Annotated in this window: 18 protein-coding genes; 7 read left to right on the top strand and 11 right to left on the bottom strand. The window is 61.4% G+C overall.

Annotated features, from left to right (window positions below; genetic code table 11):
• Positions 1-980, top strand: a 980-nt coding sequence (locus tag V5B44_RS22750) for a transposase (protein ID WP_332361322.1), incomplete at its 5' end; no start/stop codon positions are given.
• A 285-nt stretch (positions 981-1,265) separates the two neighbouring features.
• On the opposite strand, the gene V5B44_RS22745 is transcribed toward V5B44_RS22750, so the two are convergent.
• Positions 1,266-2,516 carry a tyrosine-type recombinase/integrase gene (locus V5B44_RS22745; RefSeq protein ID WP_332361321.1) on the bottom strand — a complete coding sequence of 417 codons (1,251 nt, stop codon included), beginning with the start codon at positions 2,514-2,516 and terminating at the stop codon, positions 1,266-1,268.
• A gap of 177 nt (positions 2,517-2,693) precedes the next feature.
• Positions 2,694-4,148, bottom strand: a complete 1,455-nt coding sequence (gene rng / locus V5B44_RS22740) for a ribonuclease G (protein ID WP_332361320.1) — start codon at positions 4,146-4,148, stop codon at positions 2,694-2,696.
• Between the two features lie 72 nt (positions 4,149-4,220).
• Between rng and yegQ the strand changes: the two genes are divergently transcribed.
• From yegQ to V5B44_RS22720, 4 genes are read left to right on the top strand one after another with little or no spacing between them, the layout of a single operon-like run.
• Positions 4,221-5,537: a tRNA 5-hydroxyuridine modification protein YegQ gene (gene yegQ / locus V5B44_RS22735; protein WP_332361319.1), complete on the top strand. Its 1,317-nt coding sequence runs from the start codon at positions 4,221-4,223 to the stop codon at positions 5,535-5,537.
• An 8-nt stretch (positions 5,538-5,545) separates the two neighbouring features.
• Positions 5,546-6,649 (top strand): hypothetical protein, encoded by a 1,104-nt coding sequence (locus V5B44_RS22730; protein ID WP_332361318.1) that lies wholly within the window; start codon positions 5,546-5,548, stop codon positions 6,647-6,649.
• The gene (locus tag V5B44_RS22725; protein WP_332357895.1) at positions 6,646-7,101 is read left to right on the top strand and encodes an SRPBCC family protein; all 456 of its coding nucleotides are present in this window, start codon (positions 6,646-6,648) and stop codon (positions 7,099-7,101) included. Before V5B44_RS22730 ends, V5B44_RS22725 begins: the two co-directional genes overlap by 4 nt.
• Before the next feature lie 52 nt (positions 7,102-7,153).
• Positions 7,154-7,588 carry a PAS domain-containing protein gene (locus tag V5B44_RS22720; RefSeq protein ID WP_332361317.1) on the top strand — a complete coding sequence of 145 codons (435 nt, stop codon included), beginning with the start codon at positions 7,154-7,156 and terminating at the stop codon, positions 7,586-7,588.
• A 58-nt stretch (positions 7,589-7,646) separates the two neighbouring features.
• On the opposite strand, the gene V5B44_RS22715 is transcribed toward V5B44_RS22720, so the two are convergent.
• The 9 genes from V5B44_RS22715 to soxC all read right to left on the bottom strand — a co-directional run bounded on the left by V5B44_RS22715 (position 7,647) and on the right by soxC (position 15,438).
• Positions 7,647-8,213 (bottom strand): Tll0287-like domain-containing protein, encoded by a 567-nt coding sequence (locus tag V5B44_RS22715; protein ID WP_332361316.1) that lies wholly within the window; start codon positions 8,211-8,213, stop codon positions 7,647-7,649.
• A 38-nt stretch (positions 8,214-8,251) separates the two neighbouring features.
• Positions 8,252-8,881, bottom strand: coding sequence for a rhodanese-like domain-containing protein (locus tag V5B44_RS22710; RefSeq protein ID WP_332361315.1), 630 nt, complete (start codon positions 8,879-8,881; stop codon positions 8,252-8,254).
• Positions 8,878-10,602 carry a thiosulfohydrolase SoxB gene (gene soxB, locus V5B44_RS22705; protein ID WP_332361314.1) on the bottom strand — a complete coding sequence of 575 codons (1,725 nt, stop codon included), beginning with the start codon at positions 10,600-10,602 and terminating at the stop codon, positions 8,878-8,880. The genes V5B44_RS22710 and soxB overlap by 4 nt, the downstream gene beginning before the upstream one ends.
• A gap of 55 nt (positions 10,603-10,657) precedes the next feature.
• On the bottom strand, positions 10,658-11,308 hold the full coding sequence (gene soxX / locus V5B44_RS22700) for a sulfur oxidation c-type cytochrome SoxX (protein ID WP_332361313.1): 651 nt from the start codon (positions 11,306-11,308) through the stop codon (positions 10,658-10,660).
• A gap of 12 nt (positions 11,309-11,320) precedes the next feature.
• Positions 11,321-12,121 (bottom strand): sulfur oxidation c-type cytochrome SoxA, encoded by an 801-nt coding sequence (soxA, locus tag V5B44_RS22695; protein ID WP_434735517.1) that lies wholly within the window; start codon positions 12,119-12,121, stop codon positions 11,321-11,323.
• Between the two features lie 90 nt (positions 12,122-12,211).
• Positions 12,212-12,526, bottom strand: coding sequence for a thiosulfate oxidation carrier complex protein SoxZ (gene soxZ / locus V5B44_RS22690; RefSeq protein WP_287696785.1), 315 nt, complete (start codon positions 12,524-12,526; stop codon positions 12,212-12,214).
• 36 nt (positions 12,527-12,562) lie between these two features.
• Complete coding sequence (gene soxY, locus V5B44_RS22685) at positions 12,563-13,030, bottom strand: thiosulfate oxidation carrier protein SoxY (protein ID WP_332361311.1); 468 nt, start codon at positions 13,028-13,030, stop codon at positions 12,563-12,565.
• Positions 13,031-13,052: 22 nt separating this feature from the next.
• Complete coding sequence (locus tag V5B44_RS22680; protein ID WP_332361310.1) at positions 13,053-14,105, bottom strand: c-type cytochrome; 1,053 nt, start codon at positions 14,103-14,105, stop codon at positions 13,053-13,055.
• Positions 14,089-15,438 carry a sulfite dehydrogenase gene (gene soxC, locus V5B44_RS22675; RefSeq protein ID WP_332361309.1) on the bottom strand — a complete coding sequence of 450 codons (1,350 nt, stop codon included), beginning with the start codon at positions 15,436-15,438 and terminating at the stop codon, positions 14,089-14,091. The genes V5B44_RS22680 and soxC overlap by 17 nt, the downstream gene beginning before the upstream one ends.
• Before the next feature lie 331 nt (positions 15,439-15,769).
• Here soxC and V5B44_RS22670 point away from each other — a divergent pair, with 331 nt between their 5' ends.
• Together V5B44_RS22670 and V5B44_RS22665 are read left to right on the top strand one after the other, a co-directional pair.
• Positions 15,770-16,075: a c-type cytochrome gene (locus tag V5B44_RS22670; protein WP_332361308.1), complete on the top strand. Its 306-nt coding sequence runs from the start codon at positions 15,770-15,772 to the stop codon at positions 16,073-16,075.
• A 15-nt stretch (positions 16,076-16,090) separates the two neighbouring features.
• A complete protein-coding gene (locus V5B44_RS22665) occupies positions 16,091-17,365 on the top strand; it encodes an NAD(P)/FAD-dependent oxidoreductase (RefSeq protein WP_332361330.1) in 1,275 nt (424 codons plus the stop codon).
• Positions 17,366-17,438: the final 73 nt, after the last annotated feature.

The raw sequence follows: 17,438 nt of genomic DNA, 5'->3' as shown, positions 1-17,438 counted from the left end.
GCGAAGGATTCGCTGTAGATGCGAGCATCGTGGCGGCCGACGCCAGCCGTCATCCGGCCGTGGCGCCGGGCCAGGCGATTGACTGGGCGGATAAATCCGAGGCTAGCCGGGCGGTGAAGGAGTACCTGGCAGGGCTAGACGATGAAGTGGCCAAGCAGCCGGCCTCCCGCACCCTTTCCCTGAGCGACCCGCAGGCTCGGCTAACCGGTGCCACGGGGGAGCCGTCCTTCTTTGCCTATTCGACCAACTACCTCATCGACACGGCCCATGGCGTGATCGTCGATGTCGAGGCAACACCCGCCCACCGGACGCTGGAAGTCGAATCGACGAAGATCATGGTGGACCGGGTCGAAGAACGATTTGACCTCAAACCCGAACGGCTCATCGGCGATACGGCCTACGGTACGGCGCCAATGCTGGCTTGGATGGTCGAGGAGAAAGGCATCGAACCGCACGTGCCGGTCTGGGACAGGACCGGGCGCCAAGACGGCACCCTCTCCAGCCAGGACTTCGCGTGGAACGAAGCCGCCAACGAATACCGCTGCCCGGCCGAAAAGCCCTTGCGCTGCGATTGGCGAAAGCTGGAGCGCACGCACATCACCAAGGCCGACACCATCATCTACCGCAGTCGTACGGCGGACTGTGCAGGTTGTCCGCTGAAGACTCGCTGCTGTCCCAACACGACGCACCGCAAGATTCACCGCAGCATCCATGAGAATGCGCGTGACGTCGCCCGGCGCATCGCCAGGACCGCGGCGTATCGGCAATCCTGCTTCGAGCGCAAGAAGGTTGAGATGCTCTTCGCCCATCTCAAAAGCATCCTGCGCTTGGACCGCTTGCGGTTGCGCGGGCTGAGCGGCGCCACCGACGAGTTCACTTTGGCAGCCGTGGCGCAGAATCTGCGGCGTTTAGCCAAGCTGGCCATGCCAACCTTACCTCAAGACGGGAGAGGTGCGCCTGGAGTAGCAAAAATGGCCTGAAATGGGGCTAGAAAACCACTCGCCGAGGCGATTTTAGGCCCTGGAGTCCGCCAAAACGGCTTGAAATGGCCGGGACTGCCAACTCGTTGGCGAGTTTTTCAACAGAATCCGACGCATTGCTGACCGAATCAGACAACCATCCCAATGACCGCAAAGGCCGACCTGCAGCCGTCTACTCTGCCCACGCTGAGCCTTGGCAATTGCCTGCACCTCATCCTTAAACGAGCCGCATTTCTTGAACTTCTGCCGCCACGCAGTGCCTCGCATTGCTCCTCAACCATTCAATCAGGCCCTTGAACTGCCTTTGACCACAGTGATCGGCACCGCATTGCTCGCGGACCCTCGCATGCCACAAGAAATTGAGCCCACTTTTCCAATGCCTCCTTGCGCTCGTCGAAGTAGGTATGCCTGGTCGTAAATCCCCTCCACGCCCGACAGCTTGTGATTTAGGCACATCTCGGAGATGTCCCTCGGCACACCCAGCGCCCGCATGTGTGACTTCATCGTGCTGCGCAGGTCGTGCGGCGTGAAGCGGCGCACCGCCGGCTTGTCGGTATCGAGCCAGTAGCCGATCGTTTCACGGATGCTGTCCTTGCTGACGTGGGTATCGCCACCGTTTCGCGCAGCGCGGCCCCGTGTCCAGGCGGGCAGCACATAGGCCGACTCGCCTGCCATCTCTCGCAGTTCCCGGAACCACCCGACGACGACAGGCGCCAGCGGGATATCCATCGCAGGGCCGGTCTTGCTTTTCGGGATGCGCCAGCGCGCCTCGTCGAGGTAAACGTCCTCCCACTTCGCCTTGTAGAGTTCCGCGCTGCGCACAGCGGTGGCCAGCAGGATGCGGATGATCAGTGAATTGCGCTTGCGCATGCCGGCGTTCAAGAGAAGGTGCAGTTCTTCCCTGGTCAGCATCAGGCGCTGTCGCTTCGGCGGCCGCTCGCCCAGCAGCGCCGAAAGCATGATGCCGTGGCACGGATTGGTGTTGACCAGGCGCTTGCCGCAGGCATGAGTGAACAGGCATTTGGTGGTGATCAGCAGCATATTGGACTCGCCCCAAGTCAGCGAACTGGCCTCAATCAGCGCAATTACGTCCGATGCCTCGATCTCGCGCACGGTCAGCGCACCGAGCCGGTTCTCGATGCGCTTGAGGTGGCGCCCATAGCTCACCTGCGTGCTCTCAGCCAGGCTCACGAGCTTCTTGGCCCGGTAGTCCTTGACGAGTTCCCGCACAGTCCAGTCCTTTGCCGCGATGGACTTGGCTTTCTGCTTGTCGGCGGCCGGATTGCCGCCTTGCATGATCTCGGCGCGCTTGATGGTGGCGATTCCGCGTGCGTCGGCCAGGCTGATGTCGGGGTAGCGGCCAATCGACAACTCACGTCGGCGGCCACCGTGCCGGTAGCGAAGGATCCAGCCCGCCAGGCCTGCGGCCGATAGCGTGAAAGTCAGACCATTGCCGTCAGCCTTGGCCAGCGGCGTACCCGCCTTGATCCAGTGCCTGATCTGCAGGTCCGTCAGGAACCCTTTGTCTCGTGCCATGTGTACCCCCGGTTGTTCTGGTGTAGCAGCTACCCATCTAGCTACCCAACCAGCTACCCAATTTTGGCAGTACGGGGTGAGACGTCAAGAGACCTGAAAATCAACGAAACCCGAAAACTCCTTGTTTTATCGGTGTTTTCGCGTGGCAAGTGAGACGTGGCGGGACGCCACGAAACCTCACATCAGAACGATGTCGTACTGCTCCTGCGAGTAGCTGGGCTCGGCCTGAAGCGAAATCGGCTTGCCGATGAAATCCGAAAGCATCGCCAGACCCTGAGACTCCTCGTCGAGAAAGCGGTCGATGACCGCCTGATTACCGAGCACGCGGTATTCGCGTGCATTGAACTGGCGTGCTTCGCGCAGCAGTTCGCGCAGGATCTCGTAACAGACGGTGCGTGCCGTCCTGACCTCGCCACGACCACCACAGGTCGGGCATTCTTCGCACAGCACATGCGCCAGAGACTCGCGCGTCCGCTTGCGGGTCATTTCGACCAGGCCGAGCGCCGTGAAGCCATTGACCGTCAGGCGCGTATGGTCACGCGCCAGCGCCTTGTTGAACTCGCTGAGGACTGCCGTCCGATGCTCCTCGTTCTCCATGTCGATGAAGTCGATGATGATGATGCCGCCGAGGTTGCGCAGGCGGAGCTGCCGCGCGATCGTCTGGGCTGCCTCGAGATTGGTCTTGAAGATCGTGTCATCAAAATTGCGCACGCCGACAAAGCCACCGGTATTAACGTCAATGGTGGTCATCGCCTCGGTCTGATCAATGATCAGATAGCCGCCCGACTTGAGATCGACGCGGCGGGCAAGCGCTTTCTGGAGTTCGTCTTCGACGCCATGCAGGTCAAACAGTGGCCGTTCCCCGGTGTAGTGTTCGAGCAATGGCGCCACCGTCGGAGTGTACTCGGCGGCAAACGCGGTCAGCCGCTGGAAGTTCTCGCGGGAATCGATGACGATGCGTGCGGTCTCGGGATTGACGAAGTCACGGAGTACACGCTGCGCCAGTGACAGCTCCTGATAGAGCAGCGAAGGCGGGGCGGCGGTTTTCGATTGGATCTGGATGTCGCGCCAGAGCTTGCGCAGGTACTCGATATCCTTGGCAAGCTCAGCCTCGGTCGCGCTCTCGGCCATGGTGCGCACGATGAAACCACCCGGTTCCTCCCCCGGTACCAGGCGACCCAGTTTCTCCCGCAGCGCTTCGCGGTCGGACTCACGCTCAATGCGCTGCGAGATACCGATATGTTTGTCCTGCGGCAGGTAGACCAGCATGCGCCCGGCAATCGACACCTGCGTCGACAGACGCGCACCCTTGCTGCCCATCGGGTCCTTGATGACCTGCACGAGGATGCTCTGACCCTCGAAGAGCAGGCGCTCGATCGGTCGCAGTGGCTCATCGCTGGGGCGTGGCTCACGAATGTCGGCCACGTGAAGGAACGCGGTGCGGCCAAGACCGATGTCGATGAAAGCCGACTGCATCCCCGGCAGAATGCGAACGATGCGTCCGACATAGATGTTGCCGACGAAGCCGCGACTGGCACTACGCTCGATATGCAGCTCCTGCGCGACGCCCTGGTGCATGACGGCGACGCGTGTCTCCTGCGGCGTGAAGTTGATCAGGATCTCTTCGGACATGTCGGGGCAATCTGGAGAATGGGAGTAAAATTTCGCGTTGCCGCATTCTACCCCGTCCCTCACCCTCTCCGGATGCCTGCCACCGCAACCTTGCCCTCTTGTCCCGAGCTACTCGCCCCCGCCGGCTCGCTGGCGATGCTGCGCACGGCCCTGGCCTTTGGCGCCGACGCGGTTTACGCGGGGCAGCCGCGCTACAGCCTGCGGGTACGCAATAACGACTTCGGCCACCTCGACCAGCTTGCCAGCGCCATCGGCGAAGCGCACGCCGCCGGCCGAAAGCTTTACGTGGTGAGCAACGTCCTGCCGCACAACCGCAAGGTGCACAGCTATCTCGTCGATATGACGCCGGTCGTCGCCCTCAAGCCCGACGCACTGATCATGGCTGACCCCGGGCTGATCGACCTGGTTCGCGAGACTTGGCCGGAAATGCCGGTTCACCTCTCGGTGCAGGCCAATACGGTCAACTTTGCGGCAGTCCGTTTCTGGCAGAAACTTGGCATCGCCCGGATCATCCTGTCGCGCGAACTGTCGCTAGACGAAGTGGCCGAGATTCGCCAGCAATGCCCCGACATCGAACTCGAGGTCTTTGTCCATGGCGCGCTGTGCGTGGCCTACTCGGGCCGCTGCCTGCTTTCCGGATACTTCAACCATCGTGACCCCAATCAGGGGACGTGCACCAACTCCTGCCGCTGGGATTACAAGGTACAGGCAGCAACGGAGGATGCTGCAGGTGACATTCGCGCCGCCAGTTTGCCCGCCGCCGGACTGACCAATGGCCGGTGGTTGCTCGAAGAAAAGGAACGTCGGGGCGAGCTGATGCCGATCGACGAAGACGAGCACGGTACCTACATCATGAACTCGAAGGATCTGCGAGCGGTCGAGCATGTCCGCCGTCTGGCCGAGATCGGTGTCGATTCACTGAAGATCGAGGGGCGCACCAAGTCCCCGTACTACGTGGCGCGCACCGCACAGGTCTATCGCCGCGCCATCGATGACGCCGTCGCCGGGCGGCCATTTGACCCCGGCTTGCTCGGCGAACTCGATGGCCTGGCCAATCGTGGCTACACCGACGGCTTCTACCAACGTCACCACGAGCATGAGATGCAGAATTACCTGCGCGGCCATTCCGAGTCCGGGCGCAGCCTCTACGTGGGTGACATTCTGGCTTGGGATGCCCCGCGGAGGCTCGCCCTGATCGAGGTCAAGAACCGTTTCTCGGTCGGCGATCGGCTTGAAATCATCCATCCCTCAGGCAACCGGCAGTTTGCACTGGCACGAATGCAAAATCTCGATGGCGGCGAAATCGGCGTCGCTCCGGGTAACGGCCACCGGGTATGGATTCCCGTCCCCGTTGAATTACCGGGCGCGATGCTGGCGCGCTTCGTCTGAAGCAGGCGATGGCCAGTCCCCGACCGCATCTCTTCGTCGACATCTCGGCACACGGTTTCGGCCATCTGGCACAAGCGGCGCCGGTGCTCAACGCTCTCGCCAGACGCCTGCCGGAGCTGCGTTTCACCATCCGTAGCGGGCTGCCAACCGGGAAGCTGCAGGCCCGCCTTGCGACCGAATTCACGCACCTGACGGCGAGCAGCGACTTCGGCTACGTGATGCACGATGCAACCCGGGTCGACCTGGCGGCAACCGCACTGGCCTACCGTACCCAGCATGCCGACTGGGAAAGCCGGGTTGACGCCGAAGCCCGACTGCTGGCTGAACTGCAGCCGGACCTGGTGCTCAGCGATGTCGCCTACCTGCCGCTGGCCGGCGCCGCTCGTGCCGGCATCGCATCGGTCGCGATGTGCTCGCTCAACTGGGCCGAGCTGTTTGCCTATTTCTTCGCCGGCGAAAAGTGGGCGGCGGTGATTCATCGCCAGATGCTGACCGCGTACAACGACGCTGCCTCCTTCCTGCGGCTGACGCCAGGCATGGCAATGGCCGGGCTGTCGCACATACGCCGCATCGGTCCGGTCGCCGCCCTGGGTAGCGATTGTCGTCAGGCGCTGCGCGAGCAACTGTGCTGCGCCAGCGACGAACGACTGGTTCTGATCGCTTTCGGCGGCATCGACATGCAACTGCCGATCGCGGAGTGGCCGCCTGTCGCCGGCGTCCGCTGGCTGGTTCCGCAAGCCTGGCAGCTGGCATGCCCGAACGCCAGCGATTTTGACCCTCTGGAGCGGCCGTTCACCGATATACTGCGCTCGGTCGATGCCGTGATTGCCAAACCAGGCTACGGCACATTCACCGAAGCTGCCTGCAACCGAACACCGGTGCTGTATATGCGACGGCAGGACTGGCCGGAACAGGATTGCCTGATAAGCTGGCTGCAAAGGCATGCACAATGCCGGGAAATCAGCGAGGCAGACCTGCTCGCCGGTCATCTCGATGGGGCACTGGCCGCCTTGTGGCAGCAAATCGCGCCACCAACGCCCGTCCCGTCGGGTGCCGACGAAGCGGCAGCAGCCCTGCTGCCGTGGCTAACGCTGGCGGAGGACTGCGGATGATCATCGCCAAAGCGGACGTGGTCGTGTTTGATGAAATTGAACGCGTGTACCAGTTCGTCGCGCTCGATTTTGTGGCCAACTATCCGCGCTGGTCGTCCGAAGTGGTTGAGCTCGAAGCCCTGTCGACCGGCCCGGTGCGCCTTGGCTACCAAGCGCGACAGGTCCGCGTCGACCAGGGACACCGCTCCGAATCGATCTTCGAGGTGGCCGAGCTGGAGCCGCTCAAACGCGTTTGCTTCAAGGGTGTTTCGGCGCCTTATCGCTCGCTCTATGAGTTCGAGGACGTCAGTTCATCGACCCGGATCGGCTTCAGCTTCGCGCTGGAGATCCTCGAAGGGCGCTTGCGCCCGTTCGAAAAGTTGATTCGCATTGCCGTCCAGGACGGTGCCAGGCGCACAGTACGCAAACTGAAGTTGCTGATCGAAAAGGAAATGCTCGACCACGGTGAGTAATGCGGCAAGCGATGGCATTGCTTGGAGGTTTTGAATTGGAGGGGAGGTGCGCATGTTCACTACGGCAAAAGACGACGGTTTGATTCCCTACGTGCTGACGCAGATTCTTGATGCCTGCGTCAATGGCATCACGCTCTCCGACCCGGACTTGCCAGACAACCCGATCGTGTATGCCAACAAGGTCTTCGAGGAAATGTCCGGCTATTCCCAGGACGAGATCGTCGGCCGCAACTGCCGCTTTCTTCAGGGTGAAGACCGGGATCAGAAAGCGCTGGCAACCATCCGGGCGGCGCTGGCGAACAAGGAAGCATGCGTCGTCACCCTGCGCAACTACCGCAAGAACGGCGAGTTGTTCCTCAATCGGCTTTCGATCCGGCCGCTGATGGATCGTGAGGGCACGGTCATCTACTACCTGGGTGTTCAGTACGACATGGACCATCCGCCCGGGACCAGCGACGAGGGTGCCGATCAGGTGAGCTTCGCCTAGTGCGTGGAGGCTGCAGGCTGCAGCCCGCTGTTGCTCCCAACGCGCTCCAGCAGGGAAACTACAGTGGCCGGATGACGGTCAGCGCGCCGCGAATCTGACCCTTGGCATAGCCGGTGGCCTGGTCGTGCGGGTAGCTTTCGACCAGCTTCGCCTTCAGGCCGGCATCCAGACTCTCGGCCGGACCATGGCACTTGAGGCAGACATCGGCAACCGGCAGCGCCTTCATGTAACGGAAAACCTGCTTGCCGTTCTCGCTGACGATTTCGCTCTTTTCCAGAACTTCCGGCTTTTCCCCGGCTGCCGCACGCAGGTTGAAATCGACTAGAGTGCGGACCTCCCAGATGTCCGGCGTACCCCGTTCGGGATTGCGGGGCTTCAGGCTGACGCGACGAATCGACCAGCCGGTGCTGTCGCGGACCTCCTTGATCAGCCTGGGCGCTTGGTCCTTGCAGACGGGAATCGCGCCAGCGACGCCTTTTTCAGCGACTGCTTCCTGCATCGCGTTCACGACTTTGGGAACGACCGGCAGCACCGCCTTCTTCGTTTCGGTGGTCAGGGCACCGACGTCCTGTGCACCGGCGTGCAGGGTAGCGGTCAACAGGATCAGGGTAAGCGGGAGTTTCATGGCAGGTCCAATACTCAGCAGGTTCATTGCGGGCTCCGTCAAAGAGGAAAGTACATCTTTGCCTTGTCCAGCTTGTAGGTCCAGGGCAATTGGGCGTTTTTCCAGCCGTTGACCACACGTTGCCCATCAGTCGGGCCGCCCTTGGCGGTGTCTCCTTCGACGCCCTCGGCCACCGAATACACCTTCGTGTAGCCAGCGTCCTGCAGGCGATCGGCGGCCTTTGAGCTGCGGTCGCCGGAACGGCAGATCAGGATGATCGGCGAGTGCCTGGTCAGCCCCTTCTCCTTGAGACGGCGCTCCAGCTCCGGAATGAAGTCCTGGTTTGGTTCGAGCTTATACATGTGGCGCTTTTCGTCCCAGTCGGTCATCATTTCCTGATGTTCTACATAGGGGACCAAGGCATCGACGTCGGTCGGCATCCCGACATAGACAGCCTCGGCCCGGGTGCGAATGTCAAAGAAGGCGACACCCTTCGGATCCTTCTTCTTTATCTCATAAGCCTGCTGTGGCGTCAGGTAGAGCGCCATTCTGGTGCGCTTGATTTCAGGCAGTTTGTGCCAATCGGTGCTGCCGGATGCCCAGTCGGCCGCGAATGCTGGCAATGAAAGGCTCAGCGAACAGGCAAGCACGACAGCCGCCAGCAATCGCTTGCGTGTGACCGGCTTCATGCGGACATTCCCGGATTCTTGCCAATCCCCTTCAGTGTCGGCAGGTTGAGTCTGACCGGCTGGACCGTCTTGAGGTCACGCAGGTAGCTCGCCACCACATCCCACACCGGCTCGCCGGCATTCTTCGCTTCTTCGGACACCGGCGCCCAGCCTGCGACCTTGTAGGTCTTCTTCGGATCGATGGGTTTTCCTCTCAGCATCATGTCCTGGATGCGGCTGCCCATCCTGGCGGTCGGGTCACAGGTGTATTGCAGACCGCCGACGCGCACCATGTCGCCGCCCTGCTGATAGTAGGGGTCAGCGTTGAACAGATTGTCACAGACGTCCTCAAGTACAGTCTTGATCATTTCGCCGCTCATGTTGGTGACGGTTGTCCATGGGTAGGTGATCGCGGTCTGGTCGAGCAGGTGCTCCATCAGGATCGGCTGGCCCGGCAACAGCGAGGTGCCCCAGCGGAATCCAGGCGAGAAAGCGATTTCGGCATCCTTGACCTTGATCAGGGCGTCAAGAATGAGCTGATCAAAGGTGCCATTGAAATTCCCGCGGCGAAAGAGCAGGCCTTCGGTAACCGCGAGTTTCTCGTTGAGCTTGGCCAGGTGAGGGGCGCGCGCCTTGTCGACCAGCGCCTGCATTTCCTTGTCGGCGGGCAGGAGCCGGGCGAAGACCGGCAGCAGCTTGTAGCGAAAATCAGCAACCTTGCCGTTGCGGACGTCGAAATCGAGCACGCCGAGGAACTTGCCGTTGGAACCGGCATTGGTGACGAGCGTCTGGCCGCCGGCGTTCTTCACCACCACCGGCGCCGGCACGCCATCGTGCGTGTGGCCGCCCATGATGGCATCGATGCCGCGCACGCGACTGGCCATCTTGAGATCGACGTCCATGCCGTTGTGGGAAAGAACGACAACCACCTGCGCACCGGCTGCGCGGGCTTCCTCGACCGTCTTCTGCATGTTCTCTTCCTGGATGCCATAGCTCCAGTTGGGTACCTGCCAGCGCGGGTTGGCAATCGGCGTGTACGGAAAGGCCTGGCCGATGATCGCCACCGGTACGCCGTTGATGTTCCTGATCACGTAGGCCTTGAACACCGGGTCACCGAAATCGGTGGTCTTGATGTTCTGGGCGACGATGTCGATCTTGCCGGCAAAGTCCTTTTCCTCGATTTCCTTGACCCGCGCTTCGCCATAGGTTGCTTCCCAGTGCAGGGTCATGATGTCAACGCCCAGGGCCTTGCAGGCGTCGACCATGTCCTGCGCGTTGGTCCACAGCGCGGTGCCCGATCCCTGCCAGGTATCGCCGCCGTCGAGCAGCAGTGCGCCAGGGCGGCTGGACTTGATGCGCTTGACCAGGGTCGCGAGGTGTGCGAAGCCGCCGACCTTGCCGTAGGTCTGTGCCGCCTGGTCAAAATTGAGGTAAGTGAAGACGTGAGCGTCGAGGGTATTCGGCTTGATAGCGAAATGCCTGAGGAACGCCTCGCCGACCAGATGCGGCACCTTGCCGAACTGGTCGCCGAAACCGAGGTTGACGTTCGGCTCGCGGAAGTAGATCGGCAGCAACTGGGCATGGCAGTCAGTGATGTGAAGCAGGCTGACGTTGCCGTAGCGGGGCAGCTCATACATTTTGGCGGCAGCCTGTTCGGCCAGAGCCAGTTCGCTGTGCAGTGCCATGCCGCCAGCCGATGCCACCGCCAGCACCTGGAGAAACTCACGACGATTCATGCTCATTGTTTGTCCTTGATAACGGCCTCGACCGGCTCCCGGCCGGGGTATTCAACGCACTTCAGTCCTTGTTGACCGGAGATTCCGGGTCGAGCAGGAAGGCCACGATGTGGGTGATCTGCTCCGGCGTCAACCAGCTGTGCAGCCCGAAGCGCGGCATATTGGTGCACGCGGTAAAGGCATTCGAGTTGTAGATCTTGTCGTAGGTATACTTCACGATCTCCTCCGAATTGCCACGCGTCTTGCCGTAGTGCTGCAGGCTCGGACCGATCGTGCCGTAGGCCACTTCCTTCTGCGCCAGCTGGTGGCAGGCGTAACAGTTGCCACCGCGCAGACGACCAGGCGGATCGGGCTGGATGAAGCCAATGTGACCGCCGGTACCCACCGCTGCCAGCTTCTCGCCTTCCTTCCAGTCACCGATCAGCTTGCCTTCCACCGGGTAACGAATCGTTGCTCGGTTGGCTTTTTCCAGCTGCGTACCAATCTTGCGCGGCGGGTTGTCGCGGTATTGCGCACAGAGGCGCATGGTGTCGTCCTGGTCGAGGCGGCTCATCCAGTACTTCGGGTTGTCGACGCGAAAGGAACTGCGAAAGACCTGTTCGGCGTCCTTAGCATACTTCCCACCCGGTGGCTCGACCGGCCTGGTCTGGGCCAGGCTGGGTACCGCAATGACGGCAGCCAAGGTGCCGAAAAGGGCATATCTCGGTTTCATGGTAATCCCCTCTCAGCGCTTGATGCCCGGCGTTTCCATGACAGTGCCGGTGGCGGTCTTTTGCAGGAATGTTTCCAGGGCGATGATCGAATCGGCCAGATAGTTCGGTTCAGGCCAGCGCGCCTGGCGCATGCAGTCGATCAGCCGGCGCTGCATGGTCCACACCGCCCCTTGCGAAACACGATAGGAGGGCCAGGTTTTCATCGCCGTACCCGCACCCTCCCTGGTCGTCAGATTGCCCAGCTCCTGCAGGCGGATGCGCTTGCCGTCCTGGCCATGACAGATGGCACAGGAAAAATCCTGCGGGCCGGAACGGCGATAGAAGATGTACTCGCCGATCTTCGCCATTCTCTGCTCTTCCGGGTGCGCCGCCGGCACATTGATGGGCTTGCCATTCGATTTCGCCCCGATAAAGGTCACCAGCGCCTCGATGTCGGATTCCTTCCCCGGCTTCGAGAACCATTGCCGGGTCACCTCTTCCTGCTTGAAGCCCTGCAGGGTAACCATGCAATACACCAGGCGGGATTCGACATCCATTACCTTCCTGGTATCGGCGAAATATCTCGGCAACTGGGCGTAAGCGCCTTCCAGCTTGCCTGGGCCCAGGCCAAGGTCACATTGTTCGAGCGAGGCATTCCGCGGGCCACGCTTCTCGGCCCACAGAGCTTCTCCCTTCACTTCCAGAAGGTCGGCCGGATTGCCGTCGGCCAGTGCCTCGCGGTACTTGGCGAGTTCGTCGGCAACCTTGCTGTCCTGCGCCGCGACGCTGCCGATGCAGGCGCCAGCGACGACCACACCGAGCAAGGTGCGCATCAAGGCTTGAATCATGTCAACTCCTCCGGTAAGTGCGGCGGCGACGGTCTGTGCCGGCTTGCCGCCGCGCTTCATGCTTTCCTTGATGCCTCAGGCAATCGCTGCCTCGTCGGTGCGGCTCTCGCCCTTGTTGTCCTTCCAGGAAACGGTGATCTTGTCGCCCTTGGCACCGCCCTTGAAGCGGAATGCCAGATAGGGATTCTTCGACACCGCGGTCCCCAGTTCGCCGGCCAGAACCAGCCTGTCGTTATGCTTGGCGGTCAGCTCGGTAATGAACCAGGCCGGCACGGTGGCGCCGCTGGCGTCCTTGCGCTGACCCGTTTCCATCTCGTGGCTGACCAGGACCTTCACTTCGGTGACGCCATCCTTGTTGGTGGCGCGAATTTTCATCGGGTTTGTTGCCATGACTATCTCCTTGAATTCGCTGCAGGTCGTGACGGGTTAGCCGCCACAGCCGCCGAGGGTCACCTTGATCTCCTTGGTGGCCATGAAGAACTTGCCATCCGACTTGACCAGCGCATAGACGTTGGAAGTCTGGCCCATCTTGACGCGCGTCTGCACATTGGCTTCGGTGCCTTCCGGCAGCGTGAAAGTGGCGGCCAGCGCGTTCGGGTTCTTCTCGATCAGGATGGCGACCATGGTCACGTTGGGCAGCGTCGAACTGACGCCTACCGGCACCACGGCGCCGTTCTCGGCGATGTCCGGGCCGGTCACCTGGACATCCTTGCTGTCTGCCGGCGTACCAGCGCCAAGGGCTTTCAGTGTATCAGCCATGCTCTTGGCGTCAAAAGCAGCCTTGTTCCACTCAGCCAGCGCCATCCCCGGGGCGATAATGCCCGCAGCAGCAAGCAGGCTCAGCAGTGCAGCACCCGAACAGGTCTTCAGTACATTGCGACGTTGCTTGTTCATCACTTCTCCTCTCAAAAATCCGTTACTTGGCGCCAGACAGGATCCACGCCACCAGGGCATTGATGTCAGCATCCTTCATTTCACCGTTTGGCGGCATTGGCACCGAACCCCAGACACCCTGCCCGCCGTTCTTCACTTTAAGTGCCAGACGGGCAGCAGCGTCGGGCTGATCCTTGTAGCGCGCCTGCACCTCGTTGTAGCCGGGACCGACAATCTTGTTGTTGACCCCGTGGCAAGCCATGCAGCCGCTTCTGGTTGCCAGGTCAAGCGGGCCCGAGTCAGCGCTTGCCGTTGTCGCCACTGCCGCTGCACCGCCGGTCTTGATTCCGCGCACCGGGCCGAAGCTGCGGTTCTGGTCAAAGAGGTTACCGTGTGCATCACGTGCGTAATCCGGCAGGACGGAACCAATCCTGACCTCGGTCTTACAGTTCTTCATGCACGCCGTGTTCTTCACGTCCGGCTTGCCACCGTTGCCCATGCCGCCCTTGGCAGCCGACGCGCCCGGCCACATGCCGTGGTCGGTGGTCATGCCATTGCGATTCGGCATCAATTTCTGGACCTCGGCAATGTTCTTGTCGGACAGCGTGAAGTCTGCCGGCACGATCTCGGCCAGGTTGAGCATGTAGGCGAGCACGGCGTAGGTATCATCCGGCTTCATCGATTTTGGCGCGGTCCACGGCATGGCACGCTGGATGTAGTCGAAGATGGTCGAAATCGTCGCCACTTTGGTAAATGTAGTCCGCTGCGGCAGATCCCCCGACGACAGACCCTTGACGTTGCCGGTCTTGATATCGTCCTTGGTAGTGCCGCCGATCAGCGGCGTGAAGACCTCGTTCGACTCGCCGAAGGTGCCATGGCACGAGGCGCATTTCTCCTCGAACACTTCCTGGCCGCGATCAACCGTACCGGATCCTTTCGGCAAGCCTTTGAAGTCGGGACGGACATCAATGTCCCAGGCTTTCACTTCGGCCGGCGTCGCCTGGCGACCGATGCCTTTGTAGTGGTCGAAGGCGAAGCCGGCACTTGTCGCACCGGCCAGCGCCAGAGCGAGAATCGTTCTAGAGAACCTGGACATTGCTGACCTCTCCGCTTTCGTCGACTTTCCAGGACTGGATGGCGTTGTTGTGATAGATGGACTTGGTACCGCGCACCAGGCGCAACTGGCCGTAAGTCGGCTGCACATAGGCGGTCTCGTCGATGGCGCGCGACTGCAGGATCGCCGGCTTGCCGTCCCAGACCCAGCCGATATTGAAGCGGGTCAGCGCCTTGTTCTGCACCGGTCCTTCGATGCGCGCCGCCTGCCAGTTGATGCCGCCGTCGAAGGAGACGTCGACCTGCTTGATCCGGCCACGTCCCGACCACGCCAGTCCGGAAACATTGTAGAAGCCCTTGTCGAGCAGGGCTTGGCCACCGGACGGCGTGGTGATCACCGATTTGCACTCCTGCACCGAGGTATACTGGCGATGCTGACCGTTCGGCAGCAGGTCGATGTAATGCACGGCCTCGTCCTTGGTGGCATACGGCTTGTCGCCGACCTCGATCCGACGCAACCACTTCACCCAGGAGACGCCCTGCACACCCGGCACCACCAGGCGCAAGGGATAGCCGTTTTCCGGACGCAGCATTTCGCCGTTCTGGCCATAGGCGACCAGCACCTCGCCGGACTCGACCATTTCCATCGGAATGGTGCGCGTCATCGACGATCCGTCGGCACCCTCGGCCAGCACGAAACGCGCCTTGCGGTAATCGACCCCGCAATCTTCCAGCAGCAGCTTCAGCGGCACGCCGGTAAATTCGGAACAGGAAAGCATGCCGTGCGTGTACTGGACGGTGGGCACGGCCACGTTGCCCCATTCCAGGCCGGTGTTGGCCCCGCATTCGATGAAGTGGATGCGCGATACCGACGGCAAACGCATCAGTTCATCCATGGTGTAGACCTTGGCCTGCTTGACAAAGGCCGGTTCGGAACCGTTGATCATCAAGCGGTGCCTGGCCGGATCAATGTCGTACCAACCCTGATGGTGGCGCTCGAAATGCAGGCCCGACGGTGTAATGATGCCGAACATGCCTTGCAGGGGGGCAAAGGAAACCGACGCCGCGCCAACCCGGGTGAGACCGGGCGACTCACGGCGAACCAACTGGCTCTCGTGTTTTGACGGTAGCCCGTAGGGACGCACCGCCACCGGCTGTCCAAGCGTTGTCGTCCACTCAGGATTCTGCAGGATGTTCGCATCGCCTTCGCTGGCACGCCCGAGCATCGGCGCCGTCATCGCCGCACTGGCGGCGGTGAGGAAGCTCCTCCTGAGAAAATCTCGCCGCCCCTCAGCGACAGCCTTGATCTCCGCTTCCGAAAGGAAGTTCTCCGGGGCTCGCCGCAGGCGCCCCGGTTGTTTCACGATATCCACCATCGAGACGATTCCCCCTGATTTATGCAACTCGGACAACGCATTTGGCGCAAGGCGCCGCACCACAGGAGCCTATAACGCTAGAGAGTCGTCCCGCCAAACAAGGCGAAGCAGTGCTTCAGTCCTTCGATCAGCGCCATCTCACCGGCCCATCGCCCCTTTGATTTCCATCAAAATTAGTGTATAACCAGCTGCTTATATAGTCAAGTTCTATTGGCCCTTCAGCCAGCCTGCAATTCCGGCAAAAAAACGGGGGTGTTTCGCAGTGCTGATATGGCTCAGGCATAATGAGTGGCTATATCGCGCGCCAAAATCACTCTGAGGAGATGTCTCGATGAAACTGCTTCCCACTGTTGCAGGACTGGGCCTGCTTGCCGCAACCGGCTTCGTGCAGGCGGCTGATCCCAACCTGCCTCGTAACCTCGCTGCCACCTGCGCCAACTGCCACGGCACCAACGGCAGGGCCGTTCCCGGCGCCGGAATCGATGCCCTGAACGGCATCGAAAAGGCGAAAGCGCTGCAGAAGCTGGCCGACTTCAGGAGTGGTGCCAAACCCGCTTCGATCATGCACCAGATCGTCAAGGGTTACACCGACGAACAGCTCGATCTGATTGCCACCTACTTCGCCGCACAAAAATAAGGGGATGACGCCATGATGCTGATGAAAAGACGGGATTTCCTCAAGGCCAGCGCGGCAGCGGGGGCGCTGGCCTCCCTCTACGGCTGTGCCGGCACGGGCAAGGCAAGCGGCCATGTAGTCGTGGTCGGCGGCGGCTACGGTGGCGCGACGGTGGCAAAGTACTTGCGCATGTGGAGCGAAGGTGGTGTCCAGGTGACGCTGGTCGAGCGCAACCCGACCTTCATCTCCTGCCCGATGTCCAATCTGGTCGTTGGTGGCACCAGGACCATGGAAGAGATCACGGTCAGTTACGACGGGCTGAAGAACACCTGGGGGGTACGCCTCATCCAGGACGAAGTACTGGCAGTGGACCCCGCGAAGCGCAGCCTGCGCCTGGCCAAGGGCGGCGAGTTGAGCTATGACCGCCTGGTCCTCTCGCCCGGCATCGAGTTCATGTGGGACGAGATCCCCAGCCTTGACAATGCTGCCGCACAATCGGCGATTCTGCACGCCTGGAAGGCCGGCCCGCAGACCGTCGCCCTGCGCAAACAACTGGAAGACATGAAGAACGGCGGCGTCTACGCGCTCACCATCCCGAAGGCACCCTATCGCTGCCCGCCCGGACCCTACGAGCGCGCCTGCCTGGTGGCCAACTACTTCAAGCAGAAAAAGCCGAAATCGAAGGTGATCATCCTCGACGCCAACGAGGACGTGGTGTCCAAGAAGGGGCTGTTCACCAAGGCCTGGACCGATCTCTACAAGGATATCGTCGAGTATCGCCCGAACAGCGAGGTGAAGGACGTCGACGTTGCTTCGAAGACGGCCATCCTGGAATTCGACAAGTTCAAGGCCGACGTGCTCAACGTGGTTCCACCGCATCGCGCTGGTGACGTCGCAGCGAAATCCGGCATCAAGCTGATCAACGACCGCTGGGTGGATATCGACTGGCTATCAATGGAATCCACCAGCACGCCGGGGGTACATGTCCTGGGCGACGCCGTTTTCCCGGCGCCGACCATGCCGAAGTCGGGTCACATGGCCAACCAGCACGGCAAGCTTGCCGCCGCGGCAATCCTCAACCTGCTGTCAGGCGACAGGCCGAACCCGACGCCGGTGCTGATGAACACCTGCTACAGCTTCGTCGATGCGAAGAACGCCATCCACGTTACTTCGGTACACCAGTACGACCCGGCGACCAAGGTCGTGCAGCCGGTCAAGGGTGCCGGCGGCGTATCGGCGGCGCGCAACGAAATCGAAGGCAAGGTCGCTTTGGGTTGGGCGAAGAATATCTGGGCCGACATGCTGGCCTGAGCTTCTCCAGGCACCTGCAGGAAAGACAGAAGGCCGCAGCTGGCTGCGGCCTTCTGTCTTAATAATGGGCACA

The organism is Candidatus Accumulibacter necessarius, assembly GCF_036625085.1.
Note: the sequence above shows the minus strand (reverse complement) of the source record. Positions and strands in the feature narration are given on the sequence as shown.